Origin of the sequence: Zavarzinia sp., assembly GCF_041650655.1 — a bacterium.
Taxonomy (GTDB): domain Bacteria; phylum Pseudomonadota; class Alphaproteobacteria; order Zavarziniales; family Zavarziniaceae; genus Zavarzinia.
The window spans coordinates 1-17025 of the sequence record NZ_JBAZKR010000028.1 but is presented as its reverse complement, the minus strand read 5'-3'; the positions used below and the strand labels follow the sequence as shown (position 1 = coordinate 17025).

Genomic DNA, 17025 nt, shown 5'->3' with positions numbered 1-17025 from the left:
CCATGGCAGGCCTGAAAACAACCTCCGTCGCCGGTGACAACCGCCGGCCGCTGATCATCGACTTTCCCGACAACCGTCTGCTGTCGCGCCTGTTCGGCGAACACGACCTGCACCTCGCCCGGATCGAACGCGCTCTCGGCGTTTCGGTCTCGTCGCGCGGCAACCGGATCGCCATCACCGGCGATCCCACCCAGGCGGCAATCACCAAGCGGGCGCTGCGCGATCTCTACCGCCGGCTGGAGAGCGGCCACGACATCGGCCCGGGCGACGTCGACGGCGCCGTCCGCCTGGCCGAAGCGGCCGAGGGCGAGGAGATCCCGGCCAACGCCCCCCTGCCCGGCATCCGCACCGGGCGGCGCACCATCCTGGCCCGGACCCAGGCCCAGGCGGCCTATCTCGAGGCGCTCGGCCGGAACGAACTGGTGTTCGGCCTCGGCCCGGCCGGCACCGGCAAGACCTATCTCGCGGTCGCCGTCGCGGTCGCCATGCTGCTCGACCGGCGGGTCGATCGCCTGGTCCTGTCGCGCCCCGCCGTCGAAGCGGGCGAGCGCCTGGGCTTCCTGCCCGGCGACATGAAGGAGAAGGTCGACCCCTATCTCCGCCCGCTCTACGACGCGCTCTACGACATGCTGCCGCAAGGCGAAGTCCAGCGCCGGATCGAGACGGGCGAGATCGAGATCGCCCCCCTCGCCTTCATGCGCGGCCGTACCCTGGCCAATTCCTTCGTCATCCTGGACGAGGCGCAGAACACCACGACAGGCCAGATGAAGATGTTTTTAACCCGCCTCGGCGAGAATGGCCGCATGGCGGTGACGGGCGACCCGAGCCAGATCGACCTGCCGCCCGGCGTGCGCTCGGGCCTGGTCGAAGCGATCGAAACCCTGGACGGTGTCGAAGGCATCGGCCTCTGCCGCTTCGGCGAGGGCGACGTGGTACGGCATCCGCTGGTGACCCGGATCGTGCGCGCCTATCGCCTGCGTGAGGAGGGTGGCCGCTGATGGCCTCCACGATTTCCCCGACTGCCGCCGAGGGCACCGAAGCCTCCGACCTGCAACGTGCCCGCGCCCTGCTTTCCGCGACCGCGATCCGGGCCCTGGCCGAAGACCGCTGGACGCGCTGGCGCCCCTGGCTGGATGCGCCGCTGTTCGCCCTGGTGGTGATCGCCATCACCCTGATCTATGCCCCGGCCGGGCAGAAGGAGCGGCCGATCCCGCCGCTCGATTCGATCGCCTCCGAGACCGTGCGCGCCGAACGCGCCGTCGCGGTCGAGGACAAGGCGGCGACCGAGGCCCGCCGGGCCGCCGCCGCCGCGGCCAGCCTGCCGGTCTTCGACTATGATCCCGATCTCTACCTCGGCCTCTCCAAGCGGGTGACCGACGCGATCGAGACCATGGCCGTACGCGCCCGCGACATGACCCTGGCGCCGGCCCAGCGCCGCGCCGCCTTCCAGGAAGCGCTCGGACGGCCGGTGCCCCAGTCGACTTTCGACGCCCTCGAAAAGCTCGACAATCCGGCCGACGTCGGGGGCGCCATCGGCTATCTGCTGAACCTCGGCCTCGACCGCATGATCATCGACGACAAGGGCGATCTGCCGCCGGAAGGCCCGGTCAACGTGCAGGACGCCGGCCGTGACCGCATGGACCGCGCGCTGGTCGCCGGCATCATGGACAGCACCCAGTTCCGCCGCCTGGTCCAGGCCCGCGCGGGCGACGCGCCCTATGGCAGCGCCCGGGCGCTGCGCGCCTTCGTGGTCGAGACGGCACTGGCCCTCGCCGTGCCCAACCTGACCGCCGACCCAGCCAAGACCGAGGCGCTGCGCGCCAAGGCCGCCGCCGCGGTGGAACCCGTGGTGGTGCGCATCGCGATCGGCGAAGTGGTGATCCGCGAGGGCGACCGCGTGACCAAGGCGGCCCAGGACCGGCTGCGCCTGCTGAACGAGGGCGGCGCCCAGCGCTCCTTCATCTCGGAGACGCTGGCGGTCGGCGCCCTGGTGCTCGGCCTCACCCTGCTCGGCGGCTCCTTCTTCCGGGCCAACCGGGGCTCGTCCTTCCTGGGCCGGAAGCAGATCTACATCACCCTGGCCGTGCTGCTCGGCACGTCGACGATCACACTGGCCTGCTGGTATGCGGCACGCGGCGTCGCCCTCGGCCTCGGCGTGCCGGACGACGCGGCGGCCTTCCTGCCGCCGGTCGCCCTGGCGACCGTGATCGTCGCCCTGGTGATCGACACCAGGACCAGCCTGCTGGTCGGTATCGGCCTGTCGCTGCTCATGGCCTATCGGGTCGACGGCGACATCTGGGTCGTGGCCCATTACCTGGTCGGCGTGCTCGCTGCGGGCATGACCGCCAGGCGTTGCCGGCGCCGTTCCGACATCATCAAGATCGGTCTTTCGATCGCCGCGGCACAGCTCGTCCTGGTGCCCATCATGGTGGTGCTGGACACGACCGTGCCGCCGGACGAAGTGTCTTATTTCATCGCCACGGCGATCGCCGGCGCGGTCGGCGCCTTGCTGATCTCGGCCTTTACCACGGCCGGCCTGCCGCTGCTCGAATGGCTGTTCGACGAGACCACGGACATGCGCCTGCTCGAGCTCGCCTCGGCCGACAACGCCCTGCTGAAGCAGCTCGCGCTGCGCACGCCCGGCACCTATTACCATTCCGTCATGATGGCCAACCTGGCCGAGGCGGCGGCCGAGGCGATCGGCGCCAACGGGCTGCAGGCCCGCGTGATGGCGCTCTACCACGACCTCGGCAAGATGGAACGGCCGAGCTATTTCGCCGAGAACCAGCACAGCGGCAACGTCCACGACCGCCTGCCGCCCGAGTTGTCCGCCCGCATCATCTTCGCCCACATCAAGGACGGCATCGACATCGCCCGGAAGCATCGCCTGGGCCGCCCCGTGCTCGACGCCGTGACCCAGCACCAGGGCACCACCCTGCTCCGCGTCTTCCACCAGCGCGCCCTGGACCGTGCCAAGACCACGGGCGAGACGGTGAACGAGGAAGAATTCCGCTATCCCGGCCCCCGGCCGCGGACCAAGGAATCCGGCATCCTCATGCTGGCCGACACGGTCGAGGCGGCGACCCGCGCCCTGAAGGACCCGAAACCGGCCGATGTGCGCGAGCGCGTCGCCAAAGTGATCGCCGAGAAGATCGCCGACCGCCAGCTCGACGACTGCGCCCTGACCATGAAAGATCTCGCCACGGTCGAGGCCGCCTTCGTGCGCGTGCTCACCCTCGGCGTCTATCACACCCGTATCGAATATCCGCCGCTGCCCAGCCCCAAGAAGGAGCCGACCCCGGAACGCCGCCATGACGACGCCAACGCCGCCAAGGGCGCGCCCGATGTCCCCCGCCCCGCGGAGCCGACACCGATCGGCGCCGGTCAAACCACCGGCCAGGCCGCTTCGCCCGAAGCTGAGCCTGCGGAGCGAAAGCCGGGCCTGGGCGCCCGCGCTTCCTGAGTTGCGCAAGTCGCTGCCGCGAGCCGCCAAGGCGGCCCTGGCGGCGGGCCGTTCCCGTTGCGCGGCACTGGCCGGCGCCGCCGGCCCGGTCGAAATCGATCTCTGCCTGTCCGACGATGCCGCCGTGCGCGCGCTGAACCGCGACTACCGCGGCAAGGACAAGCCGACCAACGTGCTCTCCTTCCCCGGGCTCGAAGGCGCCGTCGCCGGCCTGCTGCCGCCCGAGGCGCCGCGCCCGCTGGGCGACATCGTGCTGGCCTACGAAACCTGCGCCAAGGAAGCCCAGGACCAGGGCAAGAGCCTGGGCGACCATGTGCAGCATCTCGTCGTGCATGGCGTCCTGCATCTCCTCGGTTATGATCACGAGGAAGAGGCCGAGGCGGCGGAGATGGAGACCCTCGAAGTGCGTATTCTGGCGGGGCTCGGCATTGCCGATCCTTACGCGGCGGGCGATGCCCCCGGCGCGGAGGCCCTGCCATGAGCGAAAACGGCAGCAGCCGATCTCCGCGCGATGCCGGCTCGGCCAATTGGCTGAGCTGGCTGAAGAACCTGGCCCGCAGCAAGCCCGAGCAGAGCTTGCGCGAGAGCCTCGAAGACATCATCGAGGAACACGAGGACGCGGCCGACGACGACGGCCCCGACCAGGGCGAGCGGGAGATGATCCGCAACCTGCTCGAATTCGGCGAGATGACGGTCGACGACGTCATGGTGCCGCGGGCGGACATCCACAGCGTGCCCGAGACCATCGGCCTCGACAAACTGATCGAGTTGTTCCTCGACAGCGCCCATTCCCGCCTCGTGGTCTATCGCGATTCGCTCGACGACGTGATCGGCATGGTCCATGTCCGCGACGTCCTGCGCTTCTGGAACTCGCGTGAGAAATTCAGCGTCGCGGCGATCCTGCGCCCCGTGCTCTTCGTGCCGCCGTCGCTCTCGCTCCGCGACGTCCTGGAACGGATTCAGGCGGAACGCTCCCATCTCGCCATCGTGGTCGACGAATACGGCGGCACCGACGGCTTGGTGACCATGGAAGACCTGGTCGAAGAGATCGTCGGCGACATCGAGGACGAGCACGACATCCACGAAGAACCGATGTTCTCGATCGGCCCGGACGGCGTGCTGGACGCCGACGGCAGGGCCCCGCTCGACGAAGTCGAGGCCGCGCTGGGCCTCCACTTCGTGCCCGACGACCTCGAGGAGGAAGTCGACACCGTGGGTGGCCTCGTGGTCTCGCTGGCCGGCCGCGTGCCCGAGGCGGGCGAGCGCATCGGCCTCAGCCCCGGCCTCGAATTCGAAGTGGTGGATGCCGATCCGCGCCTGATCCGGCGCCTGCGCATCTATCGCAGCATCGCCCCCGACGCCGTCGAGGATTAACGGACCCCCGTCATGGCCCTCTCCGTCGCGAAGATCGCCGGCCTCGCCGGCTGGCGGCGCGCCCTGTTGGCCGCCGCCGCCGGTGCCGTCACCGTCCTGGCGCTGCCGCCCTATGGCTTCTGGCCGGCGCTTTTCGTCGGCCTGCCGGTGCTCTTCCTGCTGGTCGAAGGGGCGGGCTCGCCCTGGCGTGCCGCGACCGCCGGCTGGTGGTGGGCTTACGGCCATTTCGTCGCCGGCTGCTACTGGATCGGCGAGGCCTTGCTGGTCGACATCGCCCAGTTCGGCTGGATGCTGCCCTTCGCCGTCTTCGGCCTGCCCACCGTCTTCGCCCTGTTCCCCGCCGTGGCCGCCGGTCTGGCCCGCCTCCTGCTGCGCCGCGGCCCCGGCCTGTTGCTCGCCCTGGCCGGTTGCTGGGCCCTGCTCGAAATCGCCCGCGGCCATGTGCTCACCGGCTTTCCCTGGAATCCCCTGGCGGTCGCCTGGATCGACGAGCCCGTCATGGCCCAGGGTGCCGCGCTGCTGGGCGCCTATGGAATGTCCGGTCTCACCGTCCTTCTGGGCGGCCTGCCCGCCCTCTTCCTCGGCCGGCCGCGGGATCTCATGGCGGCCCGGCTGGCCGTGCTGGTGCTCGGCCTCGGTGCCGCCTTCGCCGTCGCCTTCTATGGCTACGGGCGGCTGCCCGGCGGGCCGGCGGCCCGGCTCGAGCCGGCGGTGACCATCCGCCTGGTGCAGGCCGCGATCGACCAGAAGCTGAAACATGCCGACGGTGAGCGGGCGGACAATTTCCGCCGCCACATGGACCTTTCCCTGCAGCCGACGGCCGACGGCAAGCGGCCGCGCATCGTCGTCTGGCCCGAGTCGGCCCTGCCCTATCTGCTCGACGCCTCGCCCCAATTGCCGGGCATTCTCGGCTCGATCGTGGCGGAGAACGGCATCGCCCTGATCGGCGCCGTGCGCGTGGTCCGGATGGCAGACGAGTTCCTGGCCTGGAACGCCCTCTACGCCCTGCGACATGATGGCACGGTGGCCGAGGTCTACGACAAGCATCACCTTGTGCCCTTCGGTGAATATCTGCCGTTGCGCGGCCTGCTCGGCCTCGTCGGCCTCGACAAACTGGCCGCCGGCCCGGTCGATTTCAGCCCCGGCCCCGGGCCCCGCGTGCTGACCATCGGCGACGGCCTGCCCCGCGTGCTGCCCATGATCTGCTACGAGGCGATCTTCCCGGAAGCGGCCGCGGTGGCCGGCGAACGGCCCGGACTGCTGGTCAATGTCACCAATGATGCTTGGTTCGGCACGTCCAACGGCCCGCCCCAGCACCTGGCCCAGGCGCGGCTGCGTGCCATCGAGCAGGGCCTGCCCCTGGCGCGCGCCGCCAATACGGGCATTTCCGCCCTGGTCGATCCTTACGGCCGGGTCGAGCAATCCCTCGGCCTCGGCGTCGCGGGGATCATCGACGGGGAACTCCCCGCCGCCCTGCCGCCGACGCCCTATGCTCGCTTCGGCCTGTGGCTGCCGCTTCTCCTATCGGCAATCCTGATCGCCGCGGGCCTCGCCTTCCGCCGCGGCACCGCTTGACCGCCACCCGTCACAACCGGCATACAAGAATATGCGCATCTAAATCAGTAGGTGACGCAGGGGGACCGGGAGTGACGATGCCTAATCCTGTGGACGTTTATGTCGGCGCCAGGGTGAAATTGCGCCGTACCCTGATGGGCATGAGTCAAGAACGCCTGGGTGAGGCTCTGGGCCTGACCTTTCAGCAAGTCCAGAAATACGAACGCGGCGCCAACCGCGTCTCAGCATCGAAGCTGCATCGTATCGCCGAAGTGCTGGACGTGCCGATCTCCTATTTCTTCGACGGCTATGCCGGCGACGGCGAGGTACCGGCCACCGGCCTGGCGGAACCGGCGGCCCCCGCTTTCGAACACGAGCAGTTGAGCCGCAAGGAATCGATCGATCTCCTGAAAGCCTATTATGAAATCGACGATCCCAAACTGCGCCGCAAGGTGATCGACCTCATCCGCACGCTGGCCGAAACGGCGCGCAGTGCCGCCGAATGATCCTGGCGGCGCTTGACCGGGGCGCGCGCACCTGCCAATAAATCGACCTTCTTGGACGGCCTATCGGCCGTTTTCCCAAATTTCAGGGGTTGATTGTGGCGCGCTCTAACTACCTGTTCACGTCGGAGTCGGTCTCGGAAGGCCACCCCGACAAGGTCTGCGATCGCATCTCCGATACCATCGTCGATACTTTCCTCGCCGCCGATCCGCAGGCCCGGGTCGCGGTCGAGACCCTGGCGACGACCAATTTTGTCGTCCTCGCCGGCGAAGTGCGGAGCGCCAGCCCGGTCGCCCACGACACGCTGATCGAAAAGGCCCGCCAGGCCATCAAGGAGATCGGCTACGAGCAGGACGGCTTCCACTGGAAGAACGCCGAAGTGGTCTGCCGCGTGCACGGTCAGTCGGCCGACATCGCCCAGGGCGTCGACGCCGCCGGCAACAAGGACGAGGGCGCGGGCGACCAAGGCATCATGTTCGGTTACGCCTGCCGCGAGACCGACGTACTGATGCCGGCGCCCATCGTCTATTCCCACCGCATCCTGAAGCGCCTGGCCGACCTCCGCCATGCCGACCCGAAGTCGGGCCTCGGCCCGGACGCCAAGAGCCAGGTGACGCTCGCCTATGAAAACGGCAAGCCGGTGCGCGCCACCTCGGTCGTGGTCTCGACCCAGCACGACGAGGCGCTGAGCCAGGAAGAAGTGCGCGAGATCGTGCGCCCGCATGTGCTCGCGGTCCTGCCCGAAGGCTGGATGTGCCCCGAGGCGGAATTCTATGTGAACCCGACGGGCAAATTCGTCATCGGCGGCCCGGACGGCGACGCCGGCCTGACCGGCCGCAAGATCATCGTCGACACTTACGGCGGTGCAGCACCCCATGGCGGCGGCGCCTTCTCGGGCAAGGACCCGACCAAGGTGGACCGTTCGGCCGCCTATGCCGCGCGCTATGTCGCGAAGAATGTGGTCGCCGCCGGGCTCGCCGACCGCTGCACCCTCCAGGTCGCCTATGCCATCGGCGTCTCCAAGCCGCTCGCCCTCTATGTCGACCTGCATGGCACCGGCACTGTCGACGAGGACAAGCTCGGCAAGGCGATCATGGATGTGATCGACCTCTCGCCCCGCGGCATCCGCACCCATCTGCAGCTCAATAAGCCGATCTATGCCAGGACCTCGTCCTACGGCCATTTCGGCCGCGAGCCCGAAGCCGACGGCGGCTTCTCCTGGGAGAAGCTCGACCTCGTCGCCGCCCTGAAGACGGCGCTCGGCGCCTGACATGAGCGACGCGGACGAAGCGTCGGGCGAAGCGCCGGCGCTTCGCCGCAAGGTCTTCGGCCGGCGCAGTGGCCACAAGCTGCGCGCCCGCCAGGCCGACATCCTGGAAACCGGCCTCGCCCGGCTGGCCGTACCGCTGCCGCCCGCCGGCACCATCCTCGACCCCAAGACGCTGTTCCCGGCTCCGGTCGAAGACGTCTGGTTCGAGATCGGCTTCGGCGGCGGCGAGCATCTGGCGGCCCAGGCCGAAGCCCATCCCGAGATCGGCCTGATCGGCGCCGAGCCCTTCGTCAACGGCATGGCCAGCCTGCTCCGCCATGTCGACGAAAAGAATCTCGGCAATGTCCGGGTGCTGGCGGACGACGCCCGCCTGCTGCTCGCCGCTTTGCCCGAGGGCAGCCTCGGCCGCGTCTTCCTGCTCTTCCCCGATCCCTGGCCCAAGAGCCGGCACCACAAGCGCCGCTTCGTCCAGCAGGAGACCCTGGACCTGATCGCCCGGGCACTCCGCCCCGGCGGCGAATTCCGCGTCGCGTCGGACATCATGGGTTACATCCAGTGGACCCTGGCCGAGGTGATGCGCCACCCCGCCTTCGAATGGACGGCGGAACGCCCGGCCGACTGGCAGGCGCGCACCGAAGACTGGCCGCCCACCCGCTACGAAGCCAAGGCGATCGCCGCCGGTCGCAAGCCCGCCTATCTGCGCTTCCGTCGGCGCTGAGCCGGCGCAATCCGGTTGGCGCCCCGGAAACTCCCGTGATAGATTTCGGTCATAAAAATGGGAGGAGCTCGAGGCCGTAACGCCAGGATTCCGCGAGGGAAACGAGATGTTTCCCGCGCCGCCCGCAGAGGGCCCGGCACCGGCACCGTATCCCGCTTACTCGAGCTTTGAACACGACAACTCCACGGCCCGGAGAAGGGCGTGATGGGGGAAGGGCGTGATGGAAGCAAGCCGTGTCAGGCAAGCCTGGGAAGCCTTCGTCGAAACGGGAGAACAGCCGCAGGAAGGCGTGCGCCGCCTGGTGGCCGCCTCGTGGCGCCGTTCGTCCGCCTTCCGGATCGAGAGCGACAAGCGCACGGCCCCGCTCGCCAGCGAGGCCGAGGTGCATCGCCGCCGCCACGAGAATCTGGCCCTGCTCGAAGCCGCCGGCGCGGCCTTGGACCGCTCCCGCCTGTTCCTGAGCGGCGCCCGCTCCATGATGGTGCTGACCGATGCGGGCGGGACGATCATCGCGACCGAAGGCGATCCCCGGGTGATCGACAGCGGGCGGGAAAACCACCTCGAACGTGGCGGCCGCTGGTCGGAAGACGTCATCGGCACCAATGCGATCGGCACCGCCCTGGCCGAGGGCCGGCCGATCCAGATCCACGGCGAGGAGCATTTCTGCGAGGGCGCGCAGCGCTGGACCTGCGCCGCCGTGCCGGTGCGCGACCCGCTCGGCGGCGACGTGATGGGCGTGATCGACATTTCCGGTCCCGCTCAGCATTTCAATCCGCAGAGCCTGGCACTGGCCGGCACCCTCGCCCAGGAAGTCAACGCCGCCCTCGACCGGGCCGTGCGCATGCGCCACGAGGCCCTGCTCCGCCGCTTCATCGCCAAGCGCCCGGCCTGGGCGAGCGAGGACATGCTGGTGCTGGACCCGCGCGGCTTCCTGGTCCATGCCGCGGGCAAGCCGGGCGGCGGGCTGGTGATCGGCAACCGGGTCGAGCTGGTCAAATCGGTGCCGATCGAACTCTGGCCCGAGATCCTGCAACGCAGCCTGCCCGGCGCCCGCACCGAAATCGTGCGCGAGGGCGAGGAGGCGCTGGGCGCCATCGTCGTCATGGCGGCGCGCGGCGCCGCCCGCCGCCGCCCGGCCGAACCCGCGGCCCCGGCCGTAATCAGCAACAGCCGGGAACCCCGCCGCGTCGATTTCGCCGAGATCCTGGGCGAGAGCGAGATCATGCGGCGCAAGCGCGACAAGGCGGCCCGCCTGGCGGCGAGCGGCCTGCCCATCCTGATCGAGGGGGAAACCGGGGTCGGCAAGGAACTCTTCGCCCGCGCCATCCACGCCGCCAGCCGCGACGCGGGCAAGCCCTTCGTGCCCGTCAATTGCGGCGGCATGCCGCGCGACCTGATCGCCAGCGAACTCTTCGGCTATGCCAAGGGCGCCTTCACCGGGGCGGACGAGCGGGGCCGTACCGGCAAGATCGTGGCGGCCGACCAGGGCACCCTCTGCCTCGACGAGATCGGCGAAATGCCGCTCGACCTCCAGCCCTATCTGCTGCGCGTGCTCGAGGACGGCGAAGTCTTCCCCGTTGGCGCCCACGAGGGCCGGCCGGTCGACATGCGCCTGGTCTCCATGACCAACCGCAACCTGGCCGACGAGGTGGAGGCCGGCCGTTTCCGCCGCGACCTCTACTACCGCGTCGCCGCCGCCCGCATCCAGGTGCCGCCGCTGCGCGCCCGCGGCGACGACATCGCCCTGCTGGCCGAGCATTTCGCGGCCAAGGCGGCAACGCGCCTCGGCTTGCCGGCGACCGGCTTCGAGCCCCGCGCGCTCGACCTCCTGCTCCGCTATCCCTGGCCCGGCAATGTGCGGGAACTCCGCAACATGGTCGACACCCTGGTGGTGCTGACCAGGGGCGACCGCATCGGCGCCGACGATATTCCGCCAGAATATGCCGCCCCCGTGCCGGCCAGCCCGGCGACCCAGAGCGCGGACGGCGATCTCCGCGCCGTCGAACGGGCGGCGGTGATCGCCTGCCTGGAAAAGACCGGCGGCAATTGCGCCGAAGCGGCCCGCCTGCTCGGCATCGCCCGCTCCACCCTCTACGTCCGCCTGGCCGAATACGGCGTTCCACGGCCCCGCCAGGGGCGCGGCTGATCCCTCTCCCCCAAAAGAAGATCGCCCCGGCTTTCACCGGGGCGACCGCTTCGTCTCGCTTCGTCAGCCGACCCGTTCGGGCACCGGCAGGCCGAGCCAGTCGCCATAGAAGGCGTCGATGTCCGGCTCGAAGTCGTGGATCACCGGGTACCAGGGGGTCGGTGCCTCGACGTCGTGCTGGGTGCCGCATTCGGGGCAGTAGTATTCGCGGTAGACCTGCCAGGCGGTATCCGGCGCCATCAGGGCCGGATAGACGTCGGCCATCGCTTCCGCCGAGTCGCGGACATAGACCGCGGCGTGAAGCTTCCAGTTCTCCTTCCAGTCGCAGAAGACATGGCCGCAGCCGCACTTCGTGACCCAGCGCTTGGTCGCGGCCTGCTGCACGATGTAGAGATGCGGGCCGAGCGGCAGGACGATGCGGTCGTGCCACTTCACGCGTCCCTGCAGGACGGAGAGGTAGAGTTCGAACCTCTCCTGGTCCTTGGGCATGGTCAGCATGCGGGTCGTGGTGTCCCAGTCGAGCTTGCCGTCGACCAGATTGGCGACCTGTTCACGGGTATAGGTGGACATCGTAACTCTCCCTGTTCCTCTGATCTCATTCCTCGACCTGGACGACGGTGGTGACATCCGGCATCAGGGAGAGGTCCATGCGGTATTTGGCGCCGTAGGACGGCACGCCGAGCTCGTCCTCGGTCACCGTCCAGTCGGCCGGCAGGTTCCAGAAACTGCGGAACTCGTTCAGGAACTTCTCCGAGAGCGAGAAGGAGGTGGCGAACATGTGCCGGACCTGGACCGAGGCATCCTTGGCCAGGATGCGTTCGCGTTCCTCGGCCATCCACTGCTTCACCGGCTTGGCGCGGGCGAGGCGTTCCTTGCGGATATGGGCGCGCCGCTCGGTGGTCGCGACCTCGTCCACCGTCCAGGCCCCGTCGGCCCCCTTGGCGACCACCGCGCCATGGACCTTGGCGGCGAATTCGGGCAGCAGGCAGCCCTCGTTCAGGTCCTTGGCGATGGCGTCGGTCTCGCGCTCCAGCGGATCGCCGAAGCCGGGACCACCGCGCAGGTAGTTGAGATAGAGATCGTAATTGTCGTAGCAGTCCTCCGTCGTCATGCACTGCTTGTCGCGCTTTACCCGCGCCTTGGCCGCGAGATAGGCCTCATAGGTCGGATGCGAGGGGTCGAGATCGCCGCCCAGCGGCAGCGGCCGGCCTTCCGCGATGGCTTCCTTCAGGCCGGTGTCATGGGCTTCGAAGCGATAGCCGGTCGCGGACGGATAGCCGCCCATGAAGCCCCAGTCGGAGTTCATGTAGCCATTGCCCATGAAGAACATGGTCCAGTCCTGCGCCTTCCAGACCATGCGCAGGGTCTCGAAGCCGCAACCGCCCCGGTACTTGCCGTAGCCGCCCGAATTGGCCTTCACGTTGCGCCCGAGATAGAGAAGCGGCTCGGCCATCTCCCAGATCTCGATGTCGCCCATGTCGCCTTCCGGGTTCCAGATCGCGGCGGCATGGTTCAGGCCGTCCTTGATCGCGCCGGCGCCGGTGCCGCAGGACGAGGCTTCGAAGGAATTCACGGCATGGACTTCACCGTCCTGATTGATGCCGCCGCCCTGCAGCCAGTTCGAGGTATTGGCGTTGCCCGCGTTCACCTCCTCGAGATAGCCCCGGCTGAAATAGGCCTGGCCGAGGCCCCGCCACATGGCGCTCCAACCCGAGACCAGGAAGTGCCAGGCATAGGCATGGCCCGTGCGCCGGTCGTCCGGGTTCATCCAGGTGCCCTTGGGCAGCCTGAATTCGGTGCCGAAATAGGCGCCGTCGTTGATGCGCTGGGTCGGCACCAGGGTCTGGGTCATCATCACCCAGATGCCCGAGGTGAAGGCGACATGATGGGCGTTGTAGCTGTGCCAGCCCCAGCGGCTCGCGCCCTCGAAATCGAGGCGCCAGCTCGCGTCCGGCCGGATCGTCATCTCGACCGGCGAATGCATGATCGTGTCGATCTTGGCGAAGGCCGACGGCGTCTGCACGTCGGGATGGGCGTAGGGCACATCGACGAAGGCCACCTTCCGGTATTTGCCCGGCAGGGTCATGGCCTTCAGCCGGCTTTGCAGGCCGCGGCGGCCTTCCTCGATCACCTCGAAGCCGAATTTCTCGTAAGCCTCCAGCCCTTCGGCCTCGATGATCTCCTCGACCATGGAACGGATCATGTGGCAGCCGGCGATGCGGGTGCGCTCGTCCAGGATCCAGTATTTCGGCGTCCGCACCGAACGCTGGCTCTCGTGCAGCCAGTCGCGCAGCGGGGTGTCGTTCACGCCGGTCTTGCGGCAGGTGACCTGATAGCCGTCGCCGAAGCGCTGGACCTGGCCGGTCGACATCGAGCCCGGAGTGACCGCGCCGGTATCGATGACATGGGTGACGCCGCCGACCCAGCCGATCAGCTTGCCGGCCCAGAAGATCGGCACGATGGTGGCGATGTCGCAGGGGTGGACGTTGCCGATCGAGCAGTCGTTGTTGGTGAACATGTCGCCGGGATTGATGCCCGGGTTGTCCTCCCAATTGTTCTCGATCATGTATTTGATCGCCGCACCCATGGTGCCGACATGGATGATGATGCCGGTCGAGGTCAGGATGCAGTCGCCGACCGCGTTGTAGAGGGTGAAGCAGAGTTCGCCCTCCTGCTCCACGATGGGCGAGGCGGCGATCTTCTTCGCCGTCTCGCGGGCATGGACGAGGCCGCCGCGGATCTTCGAGAACAGCTTCTCGTAACCGATCGGGTCCTTCTCGCGCAGCTCGAGCCTTTCGAGGCCGTTGTAATGCCCGTTCGTCGCGGTGCGCGCCATCACCTCGGCGCGGAACTGCTTCAGCGTCTTGCCGTTGCCGAGCAGGCCGATGTTGAGGTCGGCACCCTTGTTCAGGATCTTGTTCATCTCTCGTCCTCCCTTGTGCTTATTTCACTTCCCGCAGGTGGAACAGGCGGTGCTTGTCGAGGGTCGTGGCGAAACCGTCCGGCACCACGAAGGTGGTGGAGGCGGATTCGATGATGGCGGGGCCGGTGATCTCGTTGCCGGCGAGCAGGGCTTCCATCTGCCAGACCTCGGCCTCGACCCAGCGCTTGTGGCGGTAGAACGGCCGCTTGCCGAGGAAGGCTTCCTGGGGCGGCACCGGCCCGCCGTCGGGATCTTCCGGCAGCACGGGCTTCTGCGTGGCAACGAGGCCGCGCATGATCACGCCGGTCGCCGAGAAGCCGAGTTCGGGCGACTTGGCGGAGGAGGCATAGACCCTGGCATAGGTCTCCTCGAAGGCCTCGGTGATCTTCTGCCAGTCTTCCGCGGTCGAGGCCGCGGTGATCGGCGAGGTGATCTCGAGGTCGTTGAGCTGGCCCATGTACTGCATCCGGTAGCCGGGCAGCAGGGTGATGTCCTCCGGCCGGAAGCCGTTGATGACGAATTCGTCGATCACCTTGGCCGCCAGTTCGGCCCAGGCTTCCTGCACGGTCTTGCAGGCTTCGACCTTGACCTCGTCACCCGACTCGGGGCCGACCGCGATATCGACGCTCTTGTCGTAGCGATATTCGAAATCGGCGCAGGCGCAGCCGAAGGCCGAGAAGCCCGCGGCCCAGGCCGGCACGATGACGTCCTTGAAGCCCAGACCTTCCGTGTAACCATAGGTGTGCACGGGACCGGCGCCGCCGTAGGAGAAGCAGACGAAGTCGGTCGGGTTGTAGCCCTTGGCGCTGATGTTCGAGCGAAGATATTCGTGCAGGTTCAGGTCGAGCAGTTCGATCACGCCCGCCGCCGCATCCTCGACCGAGAGGCCGAGGGGATCGGCGATCTGGGCCTTGATGTGCTTGCGCGCGCGTTCGACGTCGAGCTTGATCGCCCCGCCCAGGAAATTGTCCGGGTTGAGGTAGCCGAGCACGACATGGCAATCGGAGACCGAGACGGTGTCGAGCCCGCTGCCTTCCCAGCAGGTGCCGACGCGGTAGCCCGCCGAATCCGGCCCCAGCTTGATCGAGCCCGAATAGGGATCGAGCCGGACGAAGGAGCCGGCGCCGGCGCCGACCGAGTCCATGGCGACGAGGGGCAGGGACAGCACGAGGCGCGCCATGTCCGGATCGGAGGCGATGGCGAAATTGCCCTTGGTGATCAGGGCCATGTCGAAGGAGGTGCCGCCGATGTCGGAACAGGCGATATTCTCGTAGCCCAGCCGCTCGCCCAGCAGTTTCGAGCCGATGACGCCGCCGATCGGTCCGGAGACGATGGTGCGCGCCAGTTCCTTCGCCTTCCACGAGATGGTGCCGCCGTGGGTCGCCATCACGCGAAGGTCGAATTTGGCGCCATGCGCCTTGAAGCGGTCGGAGACCTTCTTCAGGGTCTGGCGCGACGGCTCGGCGGCATAGGCCTCGAGGATCGTCGTGTTGGTGCGATGGCTTTCCTTCCGCGACGGGTAGTAGTCGACCGAGGCGAAGACGGGAATGTCGGCGCCGATCGCCTTCAGCTCGTCACGGCAGACGTCGCGGGCGCGCTTCTCGCTGGCTTCGTTCTTGTGGGACTGGAGGAGGACGATGGCGATCGCCTTCGAGCCGGCGGCGACCAGCTCGCGCGTCGCCTGGCGCACTTCATCCTCGCGCAGGGGAATGACGATCTCGCCCTGGACGTCGGTGCGCTCGGTCACGCCGCGCGTCCTCGAATAGGGCACCAGCGGCTCGTCGTAGCGATGGGTGTTGAGGTGCAGCCGCTCCTCGAGGGCATAGCCGAGATAGGACTGGATCGCCCGGCCCATGGAATGGATCTGCTCGAAGCCCTTGTTGCAGATCAGGCCGACGTCGAGCCCCTTGCGCTGCACGACGCGGTTCAGCATGGCCGTGCCCGAATAGACGCAGGTCACGAGTTCCGGATAGACCTCGTCGACCTCCCGGCCCCATTGGGCCAGCGCATCGTGCGAGGATTCGAGGATGGCGAGGGATTCGTCGCCCGGATTGCTCTGGGCCTTGCCGACGACGAAACGGCCGTCGGCCCGGACGAAGAATGTGTCGGTCATCGTGCCGCCGGCGTCGATGCCCATCACCTGAACGGTGCTGTCTTGGCTTTGCATGGTTCCTCCCGTTTTCCGGCGGCCGCTTTTTTTCCCGACCGCGCCGGACGACAGGGGCAAGCGCCGTGCCAGCCCGGCCCGCGGGCCCCGCCGGGGCGCGAAAGCGCGGAAAAGCGCCGAAACGGGCCGTGTCCGGCGGCAAGGTCCGATGTCCGGGCTCTGGTCACGTCGGACAGGCGTGACCGGATTCCGGTCACGCGGCGACACGGCGGGGCCAGGGCGTTGCGGTTAGGACTTGAAAGTCTCGCCCCCGCGCTGTACATCACAGCTCACATAGCCCGACGGTACCCTCGGGATGAGATCGAAGCGGGCCCGATGGCCCGCTTCGTCGTTTGAGGACAGGAATGGAACTCACCAACCGCATCGCCGCCATGATCGAGCCGTCGCTTCTCGCGATGGGCTTCCTTCTCGTGCGCGTGCGTTTCGGCGGGGCCAAGCGTCCCGTGCTTCAGATCATGGCCGAGCGGCCCGACGGCACCATGACCGTCGAGGATTGCGCCGACGTCAGCCGCGCGGTCTCCGCCATTCTCGATGTCGAAGACCCGATCAGCAGCGAATATGTCCTCGAAGTCTCGTCGCCCGGCATCGACCGGCCGCTGATGAAGCTGGACGATTTCCGCCGTTTCGCCGGCTATGAAGCCAAGGTCGAGACGGTGATGCCGGTCGAGGGGCGCAAGCGCTACCGCGGCCGTCTGGTCGGCATCGACGGCGAGGATGTGCTGATCACGGTCGATGGCCAGGATTACCGCCTGCCCTTCCCGCTGATCGGCGAGGCGCGCCTCGTGCTGACCGACGATCTGATCGCCGCCAGCCTGAAGGGCACGCTGCTGCCGCCGGGCGCCGACGAGGTGGCCAAGGTTGCCGCCGTCGCGGATGATGGCGACGAAGAGACTATTGACGATACCG

Annotated in this window: 13 protein-coding genes; 10 read left to right on the top strand and 3 right to left on the bottom strand. The window is 68.1% G+C overall.

What is annotated here, in order from left to right; translation table 11 throughout:
• Positions 1-2: 2 nt before the first annotated feature.
• The 9 genes from WC493_RS08465 (at position 3) to WC493_RS08425 (ending at position 11029) form a co-directional block, all read left to right on the top strand.
• Positions 3-998: a PhoH family protein gene (locus WC493_RS08465; RefSeq protein ID WP_373064525.1), complete on the top strand. Its 996-nt coding sequence runs from the start codon at positions 3-5 to the stop codon at positions 996-998.
• Entirely contained in the window at positions 998-3463 is a 2466-nt protein-coding gene (locus tag WC493_RS08460; RefSeq protein ID WP_373064523.1) for an HD family phosphohydrolase, read from the top strand. Before WC493_RS08465 ends, WC493_RS08460 begins: the two co-directional genes overlap by 1 nt.
• Positions 3345-3944 (top strand): rRNA maturation RNase YbeY, encoded by a 600-nt coding sequence (ybeY, locus tag WC493_RS08455; protein WP_373064521.1) that lies wholly within the window; start codon positions 3345-3347, stop codon positions 3942-3944. The genes WC493_RS08460 and ybeY overlap by 119 nt, the downstream gene beginning before the upstream one ends.
• Positions 3941-4837 carry a hemolysin family protein gene (locus WC493_RS08450; RefSeq protein WP_373064519.1) on the top strand — a complete coding sequence of 299 codons (897 nt, stop codon included), beginning with the start codon at positions 3941-3943 and terminating at the stop codon, positions 4835-4837. Before ybeY ends, WC493_RS08450 begins: the two co-directional genes overlap by 4 nt.
• 12 nt (positions 4838-4849) lie before the next feature.
• The gene (gene lnt / locus WC493_RS08445; protein ID WP_373064517.1) at positions 4850-6412 is read left to right on the top strand and encodes an apolipoprotein N-acyltransferase; all 1563 of its coding nucleotides are present in this window, start codon (positions 4850-4852) and stop codon (positions 6410-6412) included.
• Between the two features lie 77 nt (positions 6413-6489).
• On the top strand, positions 6490-6897 hold the full coding sequence (locus WC493_RS08440; RefSeq protein ID WP_373064515.1) for a helix-turn-helix domain-containing protein: 408 nt from the start codon (positions 6490-6492) through the stop codon (positions 6895-6897).
• Positions 6898-6992: 95 nt separating this feature from the next.
• On the top strand, positions 6993-8165 hold the full coding sequence (metK, locus tag WC493_RS08435) for a methionine adenosyltransferase (protein ID WP_373064513.1): 1173 nt from the start codon (positions 6993-6995) through the stop codon (positions 8163-8165).
• A gap of 1 nt (position 8166) precedes the next feature.
• Positions 8167-8883: a tRNA (guanosine(46)-N7)-methyltransferase TrmB gene (trmB, locus tag WC493_RS08430; RefSeq protein WP_373064511.1), complete on the top strand. Its 717-nt coding sequence runs from the start codon at positions 8167-8169 to the stop codon at positions 8881-8883.
• A gap of 220 nt (positions 8884-9103) precedes the next feature.
• Complete coding sequence (locus WC493_RS08425) at positions 9104-11029, top strand: sigma-54-dependent Fis family transcriptional regulator (RefSeq protein ID WP_373064509.1); 1926 nt, start codon at positions 9104-9106, stop codon at positions 11027-11029.
• A gap of 63 nt (positions 11030-11092) precedes the next feature.
• On the opposite strand, the gene WC493_RS08420 is transcribed toward WC493_RS08425, so the two are convergent.
• From WC493_RS08420 to WC493_RS08410, 3 genes are read right to left on the bottom strand one after another with little or no spacing between them, the layout of a single operon-like run.
• The gene (locus WC493_RS08420) at positions 11093-11599 is read right to left on the bottom strand and encodes an acetone carboxylase subunit gamma (protein ID WP_373064507.1); all 507 of its coding nucleotides are present in this window, start codon (positions 11597-11599) and stop codon (positions 11093-11095) included.
• Positions 11600-11624: 25 nt separating this feature from the next.
• The gene (locus tag WC493_RS08415; RefSeq protein WP_373064505.1) at positions 11625-13952 is read right to left on the bottom strand and encodes a hydantoinase B/oxoprolinase family protein; all 2328 of its coding nucleotides are present in this window, start codon (positions 13950-13952) and stop codon (positions 11625-11627) included.
• A gap of 19 nt (positions 13953-13971) precedes the next feature.
• On the bottom strand, positions 13972-16119 hold the full coding sequence (locus WC493_RS08410; RefSeq protein ID WP_373064503.1) for a hydantoinase/oxoprolinase family protein: 2148 nt from the start codon (positions 16117-16119) through the stop codon (positions 13972-13974).
• Positions 16120-16463: 344 nt separating this feature from the next.
• Here WC493_RS08410 and rimP point away from each other — a divergent pair.
• A partial coding sequence (gene rimP / locus WC493_RS08405) for a ribosome maturation factor RimP (protein WP_373064501.1) occupies positions 16464-17025 on the top strand: 562 nt, incomplete at its 3' end.

What these genes read in the sequence shown, in the direction of transcription:
- trmB (WP_373064511.1), top strand. Translation starts at nt 8,167, where the DNA reads ATGAGCGACGCGGACGAAGCGTCGGGCGAAGCGCCGGCGCTTCGCCGC.
- WC493_RS08465 (WP_373064525.1), top strand. Translation starts at nt 3, where the DNA reads ATGGCAGGCCTGAAAACAACCTCCGTCGCCGGTGACAACCGCCGGCCG.
- WC493_RS08415 (WP_373064505.1), bottom strand. Translation starts at nt 13,952, where the DNA reads ATGAACAAGATCCTGAACAAGGGTGCCGACCTCAACATCGGCCTGCTC.
- WC493_RS08450 (WP_373064519.1), top strand. Translation starts at nt 3,941, where the DNA reads ATGAGCGAAAACGGCAGCAGCCGATCTCCGCGCGATGCCGGCTCGGCC.
- ybeY (WP_373064521.1), top strand. Translation starts at nt 3,345, where the DNA reads ATGTCCCCCGCCCCGCGGAGCCGACACCGATCGGCGCCGGTCAAACCA.
- WC493_RS08410 (WP_373064503.1), bottom strand. Translation starts at nt 16,119, where the DNA reads ATGCAAAGCCAAGACAGCACCGTTCAGGTGATGGGCATCGACGCCGGC.
- WC493_RS08440 (WP_373064515.1), top strand. Translation starts at nt 6,490, where the DNA reads ATGCCTAATCCTGTGGACGTTTATGTCGGCGCCAGGGTGAAATTGCGC.
- lnt (WP_373064517.1), top strand. Translation starts at nt 4,850, where the DNA reads ATGGCCCTCTCCGTCGCGAAGATCGCCGGCCTCGCCGGCTGGCGGCGC.
- WC493_RS08425 (WP_373064509.1), top strand. Translation starts at nt 9,104, where the DNA reads ATGGAAGCAAGCCGTGTCAGGCAAGCCTGGGAAGCCTTCGTCGAAACG.
- WC493_RS08460 (WP_373064523.1), top strand. Translation starts at nt 998, where the DNA reads ATGGCCTCCACGATTTCCCCGACTGCCGCCGAGGGCACCGAAGCCTCC.
- WC493_RS08420 (WP_373064507.1), bottom strand. Translation starts at nt 11,599, where the DNA reads ATGTCCACCTATACCCGTGAACAGGTCGCCAATCTGGTCGACGGCAAG.